This is a genomic window from Pseudomonas triticicola (assembly GCF_019145375.1).
Lineage (GTDB): Bacteria > Pseudomonadota > Gammaproteobacteria > Pseudomonadales > Pseudomonadaceae > Aquipseudomonas > Aquipseudomonas triticicola.
Genome location: NZ_JAHSTX010000001.1, coordinates 4,687,204 through 4,701,932 on the forward strand (window position 1 = coordinate 4,687,204; position 14,729 = coordinate 4,701,932).

The window sequence follows — 14,729 nt, forward strand, 5'->3', positions numbered from 1 at the left end:
TTTTCTGTGACTGACACACCGCCTTCGCGAGCAGGCTTGCTCCCACAGGGCTTTGTGACGATCAGCTACGGCACTCGGCCAAGCCTTTCACCTGTCCACCAGGCGTCTGGTTTTCAGCGCTCAGCCAGCGCTCGAACCCAGCACCAATCGCTGGCCATTCCCCATCCAGAATCGAATACCACGCGGTGTCGCGGTTCTGCCCCTTGACCACCATGTGCTGGCGAAACACGCCTTCGAAACTGAAGCCCAGACGCTCGGCCGCATATTTGGAGCGGGCGTTGCCGTTGTTGCACTTCCACTCCAGGCGCCGGTAACCCAGCTCGAACGAGTACTTGGCCAGCAGGTACACCGCCTCGGTGCTTTTCGGCGAGCGCTGCATTGGCGCGCCAAAAGTGACGTGGCCGATTTCGATGCGGCCCTGCGCCGGGACGATCGACATCAGGCTGAGGATGCCTTGCACCTGACCAGTCGCGCGGTCGATGACGCTGAAGAAATACGGGTCGCTGTTGGCCGCATGATTGTTCAGCCAGTCGTTGAACGCGCTGCGCTCGCGAAACGGACCGTAAGGCAAGTAATCCCAGAGCTTCGGATCGGCACCCGGCCCTTCGAGGGCGGCGTACAGTTGCTCGGCATGGCGCGCCGGGTCGAGTTTTTCCAGGCGGATGAAACGACCTTCGAGCAAGGTGGCGGAGGGGGCGGGGACGCCTTTCCAGTCAGCGAGTGAAGCGGTCATGTGCGCGTCTCCTTAAAGGGCTTTACGAAACTGGATGAAGCCCGGACGTTCGGCAATGCGCTCGTAGAGCTGGATCGCCGTTGCATTGGTTTCGTGGGTCAGCCAGTGGACTTTGCAGCAACCATCAGCCTTGGCGGCAGCGTAGACATGCTCGATCAACAGCCGACCGACACCGGTGCCACGGGACTCGGGCAGCACCAGCAAATCCTGCAGATAGCAGGAATTTTCGATGCTCCAGTTCGAGCGATGATAGATGTAATGCACCATGCCCAGCGCTTTGCCTTCAGCCCAGGCGAGGGCGGCGTGGGTCGGTTCATTCGGGTCGAGAAAGCGCTGCCAGGTGCTTTGGGTGACGGCGCCCGGCAGTTCCGTGTTGTAGAAGCGCAGGTACGCCTGCCACAGCGGCAGCCAAGCGGCGTGGTCATTGGCGCTGACCTGGCGAATGTCGATCTGGGTCATGGGTAGATCCTTAGCGCATCAGGCTGGCAAGGGTTTGGTCGTTGGCGTCGGGGCTTGCGGCGAGGCCTTCGCGCACCCCGGCGATATCTTCGGCGCTACGGTTCTGGCTGAGCTTGCGTTTGCCTTCGAGGCGGTCGATGGGAATGGCAAACCCGACGATGGCCTTGAGCATGGCGTCGATGTATTCAGCTGGCGCGTCGTCCACCGACCACGGCTGCGCGCGGCCCGCTTCGTGGCGGTCGGTGAGGGTGCTGACGATGTCGAGCAACCGGCCGCCATCGCTGAAGGTCTCGGCCTGGCCGTAGGCGTGCACGGCGATGTAGTTCCAGGTCGGCACGACCTTGCCGTGCTCGGCTTTGCTCGGATAGAAGCCCGGGCTGACGTAGGCGTCCGGGCCGGCGAAGATCAACATCGCCTCGGCGCCGTCCCGCAGGTCCTTCCACTGCGGATTGGCCTTGGCCAGATGGCCGTAGAGCGTGCCGTATTCACCCTGTTCGCGATGCAGCAGCACCGGCACGTGGCTGGCTTGCAATCCGCTGTCACCGTGGCTGACCAGAATGGCCAGGCGCGTGGCGAGGATCAGTTCGTGCAGTTGGGACAAGTCTTCGATGGCAAAGGCGCGTGGCGTGTACATGGACAGATTTTCCTTGGCGAATGCCTGCATCCTAGGCAGGCTATTGGTCCGTTGTAAGAGCCATTGCTGAGCCATTTCATAGGTCCATTCGCCATGCCTGATCTGCCACCCTTGTCGATGCCTTTCAATCCGGCCGGTATCGAGCTTGATCGCCGCCAAGGTCTGAGTCGCCAGCTCTATCAGTCTTTGCGCCTGCGGGTGCTGGATGGGCGTCTGGCCAGTGGCACGCGATTGCCGGCCAGCCGAGACCTGGCCTCGGCGCTGGGCATTTCCCGCAACAGCGTGGTGCGCGCCTACGATCAGTTGTATGCCGAGGGCTTTATCGAAGGACGCGTCGGCGACGGTACTTACGTGGCGCAATTGGCTCAGGCATCCACGCCTGAGAAAAAACTATCCACAAATTCATCCACAGGCTTGTCAACAGGCTTACCCACAGCTTTATCCACAAATTGGCTGGATTTACCTGTGAATCCATCCAGCAAAGTTATCCAAGGCGACGGATTTGCCCGCATTGAAAAGCATCATTTGCCGCGACCACCGAGCGGTCCGCCGCGCGCTTTTCGGGTGGGAGTGCCGGCGTTCGATCTGTTTCCGTTCGAGGTCTGGGCCAAGCTCAACGCGGCTTTCTGGCGCAAACCGGATCTACAGCAGTTGTGTTACGGCGACCCGGCCGGGGACGCGCGGCTGCGCGGCATGATTGCTGCGTATTTGCGCAGTTCGCGCGGCATGCAGTGCACGGCTGAGCAAATTGTGATCACCAGTGGCGCGCAGCAGGGCATCAGCCTTTGTGCACAGCTGCTGGTCGAGCCAGGGGACGGCGTGGCGATCGAAAATCCGGGCTATCGCGCCGCCGGACACGCCTTCGCTGTAGCGGGGGCGAAATTGCATGGGGTGGCGGTGGACAGCGACGGCATCGATTGCAGCGCCATGGCTCAGCTCAATGACTGTCGGGTGGCTTACGTCACGCCTTCTCATCAGTACCCGACCGGCGTGGTGATGAGTCTGGCCCGGCGTCTGGAATTGCTCGCCTGGGCCGAGCGTGTCGGCGGCTGGATCGTCGAGGATGATTACGACGGCGAGTACCGCTACACCGGCGCACCGCTGGCGCCGTTGGCGGCACTTGATCGTCAGGGGCGTGTGCTCTACGTCGGTACGTTCGGCAAGGTCGCTTTTCCGGCGTTGCGCCTTGGTTATCTGGTGCTGCCGCCCGCGCTGGTCGAGGCGTTCGCGCAACGCCGCGCCGTCGATGTGCGGCATTCGGAGGTCAGCACGCAAGCGGTGATGGCCGAATTCATGGCCGCCGGGCATTTCCAGCGGCATATCCGCCGCATGCGCCGGGCTGCGCTGAGCCGACGCAACTGCCTGCTCGAAGGCTGGCCGACGGTCGCCGGCGTCGGTCAACTGCCCGCCGTGCCGGCCGGGCTGCACCTGACCGTCGCCGTGGACAGCATCGAGCGCGAGCAGCAATTGATCGCTCAGGCCGCTGATGTCGATGTTGAAATCAACGGCCTGAGCAGCTACTGGCTCCCCGATTCGACTACGCCCATGGATAAGCGCGCCGGCCTGGTGCTGGGTTTCGCTGCTGTACCAGAGCTTGCGATCAAAGCGGCGTTGTCGCGGCTGCGGCAGGCTTGGCGAGGTTGAAGAACAGCGTTTCGGCGCTGCGACTGGAAATTTCGCTGCGATGGATTTCAATCAGCCTCTGATTATCCACATCGGTTATTTCAGAGGTGCCTCCCAGGCGGTGCTGGGCAACTGTCTTCATATGTCCACGCAAAAATGCGCCATCGGGCGCGTCGGCGCTGCTGTAATGGAAATGCGCATAGCAGAGGACCTTGTCGGTATGCGCATCACGAATCTGATACTCGTCGAGAAAATCGTTCTGATGGCGCCTCAGACGCCTTCGGGTCAGGGTTTTCGAAATTTTCACTTCGCCCTTGTCCTTGAGCCACTCGACCCCCGCGGCTGTTGGCAGTTGTTGCTTGACCAGACGGATTCGCGTGCTGGTGCCCTTTTGCTCCAGTGTCGTGGCCGCAGCGTCGAGCTTGTGGTTGAGCGTTTCGGACGGTTCATGCAGAGCAGCGGTGAGGTTACTCGCCGTCAACGCTTCATCGATCGCGGCACCGGCCTTGCGCAACAGGGCGGCGTGGTTGTGGTATTCCTCTTCGACTTCCACCGGAATGCGCGAGCCGCGTTTCAGGCGCGCCTCGATGCGCCGGTGAAACGCGGCCAGGCCGTCGATCAATGCCTGCCCGGCGCTGATGCTTTTGTTGAGGTTGGGCCTGGCTTTTGGCGACGGCGTCGGCCGTGCACTCTGCTCGACCCAGATACCTGGCGACTCCTCCTTGAATGTCGCGATGACTCTCGTCAGTGCTGTACTGACTTCGACAAGACCGGTGTCTTCGCCGTCGAGGCTTTTTTTCCGTTCGCCGACCAGGGTGCCTTTGTTGCGTGTCTTGATGATCCGCCGATTCGAAGATGAGGTGGAAGGTCTCGACGGACCGGCTTGCGGCACCAGTAAATGCCGGTAGCGCAACAGGTCGGCGAGTCGGTTGTCGGCGCTAACCTTGAATGAGGCCACGCGCGCCTGCAATTGCCTGAGTTTTTCCGTGTGTATGTGTTCGGAATATTCACTCGCCAGGTCATCGAAACGCTTGTCCACGGAAGCGAACTGTTCGCTCACCTGGCTCAGGGCGTCGATGCGTATGCGCAGATCACTGAGGCTTTCATCGGCGCTCAGGTCGCGCGAACTCTGAACGTTCAGCGCAGCATCTTCGAACAGACCGGCCAGCGCTTGTTGTGCCTCGACATGGGCGGTGGAATCGCCGGGCTTGATGCAGGTGTACTGGCCGAGACTGATTTGCAGAGTCTTCAGATCATCCAGCGGGTAGGGCGCCAGGCTGATGTTGTATTCCTGCTTTATCTCCACGCCATCCGCTCCCAGCTTGGTCAGTTCCTCCATGCAGGCTTCAGCCGACTCCATTTTCTCGATAGTGGATTGAGTGACATCGTTCAACTGCTCGAACGCAGAGCTGACTGCCTGCGATTCGCCGCGCAGTTCGTCGTCCAATATCGCCTGCACCGCCAGTAGCCGCTGCTGATAATCCGAAGCGTTATTACTGAGCCACTCCTGTCCCAGAAACAACAGCAGGTCCAAACGCTGCGGCATGACCGTGCGGTAGTTGGGAATGGATTGTTTGCTGTTGAGCTTCTTGATCAGCTGAATGTTCGCGGCATATTCGTTGTGCTGTGAATCGAGCGTGGCGAGGTACTGCGCAAGCGCTTGCTCGCGTTCCTGCGGAAGGGCATCGAGCAGGCTGTTGCGTTCGGCATCGACACGGCTCCTTTTGCTCTCCATCGTCAAATCGAACGCAGTAATCTGCTCGGCCAATACGGCCACCTCCTTGTTTCTTATGCCTTGCGCGGCTTGGCGACCTTCCTCCAATCCGCCGCCGCGCAGACGCAAGCGCAGATCGATTACCCACTGGCCGTTGGCGGTATAGACCAGCCTGGGTCCGGCAGGTCGGGTGGGCTGACGCGTATCGACGATGTGCATGTCGCCATGCGCGTTGCGCGCTACTTCAAACCAGCGTTCACCGACGCGGGCGTACCATTTGTCTGCGTGGGCGTAGAGGCCTCGGTCCGCGCCCTCCCTGGTGGCAGCACCAAGCCCTTTGGGCTTGCCGACCTTGAACGTATCCAACAGCTTGGCGAGTGCCACCGGGGATCGTTTCAGCGCCGCGATGCTGTCGATCGATGTGCCATGGACTTCGGTCAATTGCGGGCCAGTGATATCCGGCTGGCGCAGCGCTTTGACGATTCTGGCGGCAGGTTTGCTCGTCGCTGTGTCCTCTTCGAGCGTTGTGTCCACGGGTGTCGATGGCGCATCGCCCATTGCCGCACGGTGGGCGAGCACCATGCCCAGCGCCAGGAGAATATCGGCGATGGCCGTCCAGGCGATCTTCCCCGATTGCTCGTTGGCGCTGTCGGTGATTTCCTGCAGATCATCCATGATCTGCCAGATCCACGCCGCTGTGCCTACGCTGCGGCCCAGAAACGGCAGTGCGGCATTGAGCATCACCCAGCCGCCCTGTTTCAGCGAGGCCCAGCGTGCTTCTGCATCGGAGACCGATTGCCGGTCGGCTTGGGTGACAAGCGCCTTGACGTTGCGTTCGTGCAGGGTTGCGAGGATATCGCTGGCGATGACCTCAGTGCCCAGCGCGACGGCCCCTGACATGTCCAGTGCTGTGGTCGGGTTGATCATCAGTTGCGGGATCGTCCACACCGACGGCAGCCTGGCGGTAAAGACGAACTGGCTGTAATTGAAGCGCGTATCGTCCGGCAACCAGGCCAGCACCGAGTCGCGCAGATGTCGCGAATGCTGGATCGCAAAGAGCAGATTGGCGGGCCCCGGATATTGCAGCAGAGTCTTGTCGAACAGCGGTCGATACAGCACGCACGGCCCTTTGTCCGGATCGCGCGGGCCTATGACATACATATTGTCGACAGTATCTGCGGTGGAACGGCTGCGATGAGCGACGAAAGCCAATGGGCGAATGACGATTTCCTCGCCTTCGACGTAGCGTTCCGCGCCAGTCGTGGCGAATGCGGCGACCACGTATCGATAACCCGATTCGTCAATGCCGGCTTTGCCCCGGATCTTGTGCTGCAACGCCAGCAATGGCAGCTCAATGCGCAGCTGACTGGTGTAGAGCCCTTGCAACAGCGGCGCTTGCACGGGGTCGTCTATCAGTACGGCCTTGAGATGCGCCGGGTAGGTCTTGCCGATGTCGACCGTGCTGACCAGCTTCTCCAGAAAAGTCGCGCTCATCCACTCGGGTACCGGGCTGCCATCCTTGTACCGCACGGTCTTGTTGCCCAAGGGCAGGCCTGCCAGGTTTTGCAGAGCAAGCTCCGATAGCGTCCATGTCTGAGTCTGAGTATTTCCCGGCAACACAAACGTGCCCCAGACCACGAGACTGGTGATGGTGATTTCGATGTTGTCGATGTTCACGTCTTTGGCGTCGGGCTGCTCCTTGAGAATCTGTTTGATCAGCGCTGCACGAGTGAACGCCTGAAGGCTGGTGATTTCGCTCTGAAAGGATTTGCCGTTGTTCTCGTGCTGCAGCGTCGTCAGATCCAGCAGGTGCCGACTGTAACGCGTCTGATCCATGGGCAGGGCGTCGTTCAGCCAGTCCGGAAGCATCGGCTGCAAACGCTCGAAGTGCGCTTCGAGGCGCGGTGTCGGTTGTGCCGGTTTGCCGGCCGTGCCGGTATGCGGATAGACGCGTTTAGCAGGGGAATCCTGAAAAAAACTGATTTCGCCCAAAGCGTCTGCTTCCATGGAAATCAGCGTGCAGGCCTGCTGGTCGAAGAAATTGCCCTGGGGTTCGACCAGCCGCCACTTGAGATCTTTGCCCGAGGCGCTTGCGCCATATATCCGCAGCAGAGCCTCGCCGAGTTCCTCCAGTGAATCGAAACGCTGAAAGCCCTGGGTGACCGCGTGGGTGAGAATCAACTTGCGCTCTGCAATTGTGCCGATCACTACTGCGGCGTCGACCAGGGTCAAGTGCGATGGCGTGTCGGCGCCTCCGCGATCGAGGTCAATCAGATATGCCTTTGCCGAGTACGGGTCGGGGGCCAGGCGTTGTTGCGGGTCGGGCTGTTTGAAAATCGCCTGGGCCAGGGCAATCTCGTCAGCGTCCCAGCCGACGCTGGCATCGACGTTCCACAGGTTGCGCAGCGCCTCGGACAGTTGCTGCCAGCGCGGTTGCCCGGGGTAGGTGAACTCGTCCCAGTAGTCGACGTGCTGCTCCTTGTAAGCGATGAACAGCAGCGGTGCCAGTTCGTTGAGCAACAGGCCGATGGCATCGATCTTCACCGGCAGATGCGCAGGGGCAGGTACGCCGGGTTGCAGGGTCAGATAATGCTCGCCATCGAGGTACGTCACCGTGGTACCGGACAGGCCGAGCCGCACCAGGGCGTTGGTCAGCGATCCAGCCTGATACCCGTCGGGTAGTACTCGACCATCCACAATGGCCCAGATGGGTTGCACGACCATCGCCAGACGCGGGTCTATGTCGAGATTCGGATACAACGTCTTGAGGGCATCGCGCAGCGTTTTTGAAGCGACTTCTTGCAGCGAGGGGCCGGTAACCAGCTGAGTCACGATATCGACGGCACTGGCTTTGGGAATGGCGGTCATGATGGTTTCCTGCTCTGTCGGGACGCCGCGAGGGCGGCGGAGCAGGGCAAGTTAAAAGGCGCGACACCGACCCGTGCGGTAGATAAAGCTGCCAGGCGAAAAAAGACCCGCATCGGCGGGTCTTGAGTAAACGAGCCGGTTTCAGGTCCCGGATTTGATTTTCGTCCAGGCGCGGGTTCGTGCGCGTTCGGCATCCCGAGGCAGCGGCTGCAAGGTGTAGAGCGTGCTCATTGCCGCGTCGGTCGGGTACAGGTTCGGGTTGTTGCGAATGGCTGGATCGACCAGGCCGGTGGCGTCCTTGTTCGGGTTCGGATAGCCGACAAAATCGCTGACCGGTGCAATCACCGCCGGTTGCAGCAGATAGTTGATGAAGGTGTAGGCGTCCTCGGTGTTCTTCGCGCCTTTGGGAATGGCGAGCATGTCGAACCAGATCGGCGCGCCTTCTTTCGGCAAACGCATATCGACCACCACGCCGTTTTTCGCTTCCTTGGCGCGATTGGCCGCTTGCGAGAAACTGCCGGAATAACCGACGGCCACGCAGATGTCGCCGTTGGCGATGTCGGCCATGTATTTGGAGGAATGGAAGTAGGTCACGTGAGGGCGGATCTTCATCAGCAGCGCTTCAGCCTTGGCGTAATCCGCCGGCTTCTTGCTGTTGGGGTCGAGACCGAGGTGTTGCAGAGCCAGCGGCAGAATCTCCGACGGCGAGTCGAGCAGGGCGACGCCGCACTGCTTGAGTTTGCTGATGTTCTCTTCCTTGAAGATCAGGTCCCAACTGTCCACGGGCGCGTTGTCGCCCAGCGCTGCCTTGATCCTGGCCGGGTTGAAACCAATCAGGATGGTGCCGTACATGTACGGCACGGCAAATTTGTTTCCCGGATCATTGGCCTCGATCAGCTTCATCAGTTTCGGATCGAGGTGATTCCAGTTCGGCAGCTTGCTGCGATCCAGCGGCTGGAACACCCCGGCCTCGATCTGCTTGGCGAGGAACACGTTGGACGGCACCACCACGTCATAGCCGGAGTTGCCGGTGAGCAGCTTGGCCTCAAGTGCTTCGTTGGTGTCGAAGATGTCGTAGATCAGTTTGGTCTGGCTATTCTGTGCCTTGAAGTCGTCCAGCGCCTTGGGCGTGATGTAGTCGAACCAGTTATAGACGCGCAGCGTGCGTTCTTCGGCGTGGGCGCCAGCGCTCAGCAGGGTCGCGCACAGCGCCGAGGCGATCAGTGGCTTTTTCATTGTTCAAAACCTTCCAGCACGTTTACTGCGTTGATGCCGATCTCTTCAACGGCGTAGCCGCCTTCCATGACGAACAGGGTCGGCTTGCCGAGGGCGGCGATGCGCTTGCCCATGGCCAGGTAATCCGGGCTGTCGAGTTTGAACTGCGAGATCGGGTCGTCCTTGAATGTGTCGACGCCGAGGGAGACGACGATGATGTCCGCGCCATAGCGCTCGATCTCGTCGCAGGCCTGATCCAGCGCCGCGCTCCAGACATCCCAGCCGGAACCGGCCGGCAGCGGATAGTTGAAATTGAATCCTTCACCGGCGCCTTCGCCGCGCTCGTCGTCGTAGCCGAGGAAGAACGGAAACTCCGCTTCCGGGTGGCCGTGGATCGAAGTGAACAGGACGTCGCTGCGTTCGTAGAAAATCGACTGGGTGCCGTTGCCATGGTGGTAGTCGACGTCAAGGATCGCGACTTTCTTGTGGCCCTGATCGAGAAAGGCCTGAGCGGCGATGGCGGCGTTGTTGAGGTAGCAATAACCGCCCATCAAGTCGCTGGCGGCGTGATGTCCCGGCGGACGGCACAGGGCGAAGGCCGCGCGTGCGCCACGCTGGATTTCAGCCTGCGCGGTAAGCGCCACTTGCGCCGCGCTGTAGGCCGCTTGCCAGGTGCCGGCGGTAATCGGCGCGCCGCCGTCGAAGCTGTAATAACCGAGCTGGCCATGCAGGCTGGTCGGTTTGATCGCACGCAGCGTGCGCGCCGGCCAGGTGTAGGGCAGCAGGTCGCCGTCAGTGTTGAACTCGGTCCAGCGCGCCCACGCACCTTTGAAAAATTCCAGATAGTCACGGCTGTGAATGCGCGCGATCGGCTCCAGGCCGAAATCCTTCGGCGCTTCGACGGCACCGAGGTTTTGCTTCTGCACGCGTTGCAGTACGTGGTCGGCACGCGACGGCATCTCGAAGCACGGCTTGAGCTGGCCATCGATAAGTTCGCAGCGGCCATGGTGCAAGTGGTGATCGTCCGAGTAGATCGTCAGCATTTGTTGTTCTCCGCAAGGCTGGTTCGGTGGCCTTCAGTGTTGCGGCGCGCGATGGATCGGAGAACGGCAGGAGCGGCCAAAAGGGGATGGATCCGGCCAAAAAAGCTGACCTTAAATCGCCCCTTTGTGGGAGCGAGCCTGCTCGCGAAAGCGGTGGTTCAGCCAGCCCTCATGTCGATTGACACACCGCCTTCGCGAGCGGGCTCGCTCCCACATCAGTGCGGGCGAAACTGGCTGGGTGCCACGCCGCTCCAGCGTACGAAGGCATGGCGGAAACTTGCGGTCTCACTGAAGCCCAAAGTTTCGGCGATGCGGTAGATCGGCAACCGATCCTCACACAACATCTGCTTGGCCCGCTCGAAGCGCAGCTCGTCTAGCAGTTCCTGATAGCTGCTGCCCATGTCCTTGAGGTGCCGGCGCAAAGTGCGCGGTGAGCATTTCATCTGCTGCGCCAGACCGTCGAGCCCCGGCGCGGCATTCAATTGTGCGCTGAGCAACTGCCGAATCCGCCCCAGCCATGCCTGGCGTCCGGTGAACTCCAGGTTCTGTTTGCGACAGCGCTCTGCCATGGCCTGATGGGTGATCGCGTCGGCCAGCGGCAGCGGCTGATCGAGCCAATGGCGGTCGAAGGCGAAGGCGTTGTCCTTGGCCGAAAAGTGCAGCGGCGAGTCGAAGGGTTCGGCGTAGCTGGCGCGATAGTCCGGCGCTGCATGTTCGAAACGCGTGGCGCGCAGCGGCAGCGGATGGCCGAGCAAGTCGTCGCAGATGACTTTCAGTGACACCAGACAGAATTCGGCGTTGAACACCGCCATCGCCGCGCTTTCACGGTAATCAGCAGCGACGAACCACACCTGCTCGCCATCGTCTTCCAGGCTCAGTTCGAACAACGTGCCCAACAGCGCCGGATAACGGATCGCCAGCCGCAAAGCGTCACCGAAGGTGGCACAGGTCAGCAGGGCGTAACCGAGCATGCCGTAACAGGACACGTGCATGCGTCGGCCCAGTTCGAGACCGATGTCACGCTTGAGCGCGACCGCGTTGGTGCAGACCTGCATCTCTTGATGGGTGGTGATGCGCGTATCGGCACGCTGCAGATCGGCCGCCACGATGCCGCTGCCAGCCAGCAGCGCCTCGCTCGACAGGCCTTCGGCCTTGAACGTGTTGAGGATCAGCGAGACCGCGTTGAGGGTGGTGAGGTGGGAGTGGAGCATGGGATCTTCCAGCCTGGAGGTGGCTGGAACGCAGCAAGTTGCATGCCGCAGGCCCTCACCCCAGCCCTCTCCCAGAGGGAGAGGGGGCCGAACGGGGGATATTGCAGAAATACACCGACGTGAGACACCGCCGTCGAATCCATAATCGACACTGTTTATCAGGTCGGTGTATAGCGCAAGACACTACGGTCAGTTCCCTCTCCCTCTGGGAGAGGGTTAGGGTGAGGGGCAATCCAGCGCCGAGCTCAGATCAACTCACCACACAAATCCAGTTCGATCAATCGACGCACTTCCGCCGTTTCCAGCCCGGCCCCCAGCAACCCATGCAACTTGCCAAACGCTGCTTCCCGGGTCATACCGCCACCGGACAACACGCCAACACCGCGCAAGCGGCTGCCAGCCTCGTAGACATCCAGCTCGACCCCACCTTCATGGCATTGCGTCACTGCAACCACCACCACGCCGTTATCCCGTGCGCGGCCAAGGCTGGCGAGGAACTCTGGATTGTCGCTCGGCCCGGTTCCGCTGCCGTAGCATTCCAGCACCAGACCTTGAATGCCGCTGTCGAGCAGGCCGTCGAGAACCTCGGCACTGATCCCGGGAAACAGCGGCAACACCGCCACTTTCGCCAAGTGCTTAGGCTGGTTGTAGCTCAAACTGGCTGGAATCGAAGGCGCCTTCACACCACCGCCCTGACGCTCCAGGCGTTTGAACGGATGGCGGCCGAAGCTGCGCACTTTCGCGCAGCGGGTCGGCGCCAGCAGTTCGCCGTGGAAGTACAGGTGCACGCCCGGCGCCAGGCCCTGGCCGAGGGCGACCAGCGCGCCGCCGAGGTTTTCCCAGGCATCGCTGTCGGTCACACCTGCCGGCAGCATCGAGCCGGTGAAACACACGCGGGCATGCAGGCCGAGCAATTGAAAACTCATCGCCGCCGCGCTGTACGCCAGCGTGTCGGTGCCGTGCAGGATCAGCACGCTGTCGCAGCCTTGCACGTCCACGGCATCGGCCACCGCTTCGCGCAGTTGCTGCCAGTAGGCCGGGGTCATGTTGGCGCTGTCGATCAGCGGCGACATTTCCCGAAACTGCCACTGCGGCACTACCAGCTCAGGCTGGCTGTGCAGGTAGTCGCGCATCCGCGCTTCGAAACCGGACGCCGGGGCCAGACCGTTGGCGCTGGCCTGCATGCCGATGGTGCCACCGGTGTAGAGCACCATGACGTGTTGAGCGGCGGGGTAGGTCGACGAGCTCATAGGATTCTCCGAAACGATGAGGGCCTTGCAGGAGCGAGCAGGCTCGCTCCTGCAGGTTATTGCATCACAATAACTGACGGGCGCAGGGGATGCGCCCGTCATTCACCTGTCAGCGTTGCGCTGCAGGTACGCCTTGCGGCGCAGTTTCAGTCTGGCCCGGCGCTGCTGGCGGGTTGACCGGCCAGGCGTTGCGATCCAGATCCAGGTCGGCGAATTTGCTCGAATCGAACACTGGCTGTTTGACGCCGGCGCGACGCTGCTCGTCGTAGTCGCGCATCACCCGCAGGCCGACCTTGAACAGCATGGCCAGGGCCACGAGGTTGACGAAAGCCAGACAGGTCATGGTGATGTCGGCGAAGGCGAATACCGTCGTCAGGTCCTGCATCGAACCCCACACCACCAGCGCCAGCACCAGGCCGCGGAACAGCATCAGCAGGGCGCGGTTGCGGCTGAGGAACTGCAAGCTGTTCTCGCCCAGGTAGTAGTTGTAGAGGATGCAGGTGAAGACGAACAGCGACAGCGCGACGCTGACGAACATGCGACCCCAGTCACCGACCACGGCAGCCAGCGAGTTCTGGGTCAGGACGATGCCGTCACCTTCGAAGCCCGGGGTGTAGAAGCCCGACAGCAGGATCAGCAGCGCGGTGCAGGTGCAGATCACGAAGGTGTCGAGGAACACGCTGAAAGCCTGGACCACGCCCTGCGCGCCCGGGTGCTTGACGGCGGCCACAGCGGCGACGTTCGGCGCACTGCCCAGGCCCGCTTCGTTGGCGAACACGCCACGCTTCACGCCCATGACAATGGCGCTGCCGAGCAGACCGGCAAAGGCCGGGTCGAGGCCGAAGGCGCTCTTGAAGATGGTTTCCAGCATGGCCGGTACGTGTTCGATCTGGGTGCCGATCACGTACAGGGTCACGCCGATGTAGGCCAGGGTCTTGATCGGTACCAGCAGGTCGGAGACCGAAGCGATGCGCTTGATTCCGCCGATAAAGGTGATGGCCAGCAGCACCGCGAGGACGATACCGGTGTGTTGTGGGTTGAAGTCAAAGGCGTTCTGCAGCGAGTGGGTCACGGTGTAGGACTGCAGGCCGATGAAGGCGAAGCCGTAGGTGACCAGCAGCAGAACGGAGAAGACTATCGCCATGCCCTTGAGCTTGAGCCCGTGCTGGATGTAATACGCCGGGCCACCACGGTACAGGCCGTCGCCATCGGCGCGCTTGTAGACCTGGGCCAGGGTGCACTCGAAGAAGCTGCTGGACATACCGACCAGTGCGGTCACCCACATCCAGAACACCGCACCCGGACCACCGAGGGTCACGGCGATGCCGACACCGGCAATGTTGCCTGCACCGACGCGGCCGGCGAGGCTGAGCATCAAGGCCTGGAACGAGCTGAGTTGCCCGGCGCTGCCTTTGAGGCTGTCGCGGAACACCGCGAACATGTGGAAGAAGTGACGCAGTTGAACGAAACGCGAGCGAATCGTGAAGTAGCTACCGAGCCCGACAATGAGCACGATCAGTACTTTCCCTGAGAGGAAGTCGTTGATGACTTCGAGCATGGATTTATCCTCGCTGTTTTTTGTGGGTGCAAATGCTGGATCGGAGAAACATCGTGTTACACCGGCCTGCGCGCGGCACGACGGGTGAGGCGAAGGTTTCGTCCCGGATCCATATCGCGGGTTTTGTTATTAGTTCGGGTTTCGCATGGGTTATGGCCTCGTTACCGACGACCGCTCACGCGAAGAGGGGCGGCACTATACCGATCAGTGGCGCGCCCGTCTGCACGGTAGTGGTGCAAGCGACGAAACGAGGTTGCTGCAAATCAAAAGATCGCAGCCTTCGGCAGCTCCTACAGGTGCACGTCAATCCTGTAGGAGCTGCCGAAGGCTGCGATCTTGGCGGTATCGAATACACAAAGCATCTAACGTCCTGCCCGCAAAGAAGTTAAAAAAAAGGGCTCGGGGACAAAATCCCCAAGCC

The 14,729-nt window shown here is 61.3% G+C and carries 10 protein-coding genes; 1 reads left to right on the forward strand and 9 read right to left on the reverse strand.

The features are described from left to right. Positions 1 to 61: 61 nt before the first annotated feature. From KVG85_RS20635 to KVG85_RS20645, 3 genes are read right to left on the reverse strand one after another with little or no spacing between them, the layout of a single operon-like run. Positions 62 to 733 carry a GNAT family N-acetyltransferase gene (locus KVG85_RS20635; RefSeq protein WP_217864826.1) on the reverse strand — a complete coding sequence of 224 codons (672 nt, stop codon included), beginning with the start codon at positions 731 to 733 and terminating at the stop codon, positions 62 to 64. A gap of 12 nt (positions 734 to 745) precedes the next feature. Next, on the reverse strand, positions 746 to 1,192 hold the full coding sequence (locus tag KVG85_RS20640; protein WP_217864827.1) for a GNAT family N-acetyltransferase: 447 nt from the start codon (positions 1,190 to 1,192) through the stop codon (positions 746 to 748). Between the two features lie 10 nt (positions 1,193 to 1,202). Further along, positions 1,203 to 1,826 carry an FMN-binding negative transcriptional regulator gene (locus tag KVG85_RS20645; RefSeq protein ID WP_217864828.1) on the reverse strand — a complete coding sequence of 208 codons (624 nt, stop codon included), beginning with the start codon at positions 1,824 to 1,826 and terminating at the stop codon, positions 1,203 to 1,205. Between the two features lie 93 nt (positions 1,827 to 1,919). Here KVG85_RS20645 and pdxR point away from each other — a divergent pair, with 93 nt between their 5' ends. Then, complete coding sequence (gene pdxR, locus KVG85_RS20650) at positions 1,920 to 3,470, forward strand: MocR-like pyridoxine biosynthesis transcription factor PdxR (protein WP_217864829.1); 1,551 nt, start codon at positions 1,920 to 1,922, stop codon at positions 3,468 to 3,470. Here the strand turns inward: pdxR and KVG85_RS20655 are convergent. From KVG85_RS20655 to KVG85_RS20680, 6 genes are all read right to left on the reverse strand, one after another. Beyond that, positions 3,427 to 8,031, reverse strand: a complete 4,605-nt coding sequence (locus KVG85_RS20655; RefSeq protein ID WP_217864830.1) for a coiled-coil domain-containing protein — start codon at positions 8,029 to 8,031, stop codon at positions 3,427 to 3,429. The genes pdxR and KVG85_RS20655 overlap by 44 nt on opposite strands. Positions 8,032 to 8,172: 141 nt before the next feature. Next, positions 8,173 to 9,267 carry a polyamine ABC transporter substrate-binding protein gene (locus KVG85_RS20660; protein ID WP_217864831.1) on the reverse strand — a complete coding sequence of 365 codons (1,095 nt, stop codon included), beginning with the start codon at positions 9,265 to 9,267 and terminating at the stop codon, positions 8,173 to 8,175. Then, positions 9,264 to 10,289, reverse strand: a complete 1,026-nt coding sequence (locus tag KVG85_RS20665) for a histone deacetylase family protein (protein WP_217864832.1) — start codon at positions 10,287 to 10,289, stop codon at positions 9,264 to 9,266. Before KVG85_RS20665 ends, KVG85_RS20660 begins: the two co-directional genes overlap by 4 nt. 215 nt (positions 10,290 to 10,504) lie before the next feature. Beyond that, complete coding sequence (locus tag KVG85_RS20670; RefSeq protein WP_217864833.1) at positions 10,505 to 11,500, reverse strand: AraC family transcriptional regulator; 996 nt, start codon at positions 11,498 to 11,500, stop codon at positions 10,505 to 10,507. Between the two features lie 245 nt (positions 11,501 to 11,745). Next, positions 11,746 to 12,750 carry an asparaginase gene (locus tag KVG85_RS20675; protein WP_217864834.1) on the reverse strand — a complete coding sequence of 335 codons (1,005 nt, stop codon included), beginning with the start codon at positions 12,748 to 12,750 and terminating at the stop codon, positions 11,746 to 11,748. A gap of 109 nt (positions 12,751 to 12,859) precedes the next feature. Continuing rightward, positions 12,860 to 14,308: an alanine/glycine:cation symporter family protein gene (locus KVG85_RS20680; protein WP_122506256.1), complete on the reverse strand. Its 1,449-nt coding sequence runs from the start codon at positions 14,306 to 14,308 to the stop codon at positions 12,860 to 12,862. Positions 14,309 to 14,729: the final 421 nt, after the last annotated feature.

What these genes read in the sequence shown, in the direction of transcription:
- KVG85_RS20635 (WP_217864826.1), bottom strand. Translation starts at nt 733, where the DNA reads ATGACCGCTTCACTCGCTGACTGGAAAGGCGTCCCCGCCCCCTCCGCC.
- KVG85_RS20640 (WP_217864827.1), bottom strand. Translation starts at nt 1,192, where the DNA reads ATGACCCAGATCGACATTCGCCAGGTCAGCGCCAATGACCACGCCGCT.
- KVG85_RS20645 (WP_217864828.1), bottom strand. Translation starts at nt 1,826, where the DNA reads ATGTACACGCCACGCGCCTTTGCCATCGAAGACTTGTCCCAACTGCAC.
- pdxR (WP_217864829.1), top strand. Translation starts at nt 1,920, where the DNA reads ATGCCTGATCTGCCACCCTTGTCGATGCCTTTCAATCCGGCCGGTATC.
- KVG85_RS20655 (WP_217864830.1), bottom strand. Translation starts at nt 8,031, where the DNA reads ATGACCGCCATTCCCAAAGCCAGTGCCGTCGATATCGTGACTCAGCTG.
- KVG85_RS20660 (WP_217864831.1), bottom strand. Translation starts at nt 9,267, where the DNA reads ATGAAAAAGCCACTGATCGCCTCGGCGCTGTGCGCGACCCTGCTGAGC.
- KVG85_RS20665 (WP_217864832.1), bottom strand. Translation starts at nt 10,289, where the DNA reads ATGCTGACGATCTACTCGGACGATCACCACTTGCACCATGGCCGCTGC.
- KVG85_RS20670 (WP_217864833.1), bottom strand. Translation starts at nt 11,500, where the DNA reads ATGCTCCACTCCCACCTCACCACCCTCAACGCGGTCTCGCTGATCCTC.
- KVG85_RS20675 (WP_217864834.1), bottom strand. Translation starts at nt 12,750, where the DNA reads ATGAGCTCGTCGACCTACCCCGCCGCTCAACACGTCATGGTGCTCTAC.
- KVG85_RS20680 (WP_122506256.1), bottom strand. Translation starts at nt 14,308, where the DNA reads ATGCTCGAAGTCATCAACGACTTCCTCTCAGGGAAAGTACTGATCGTG.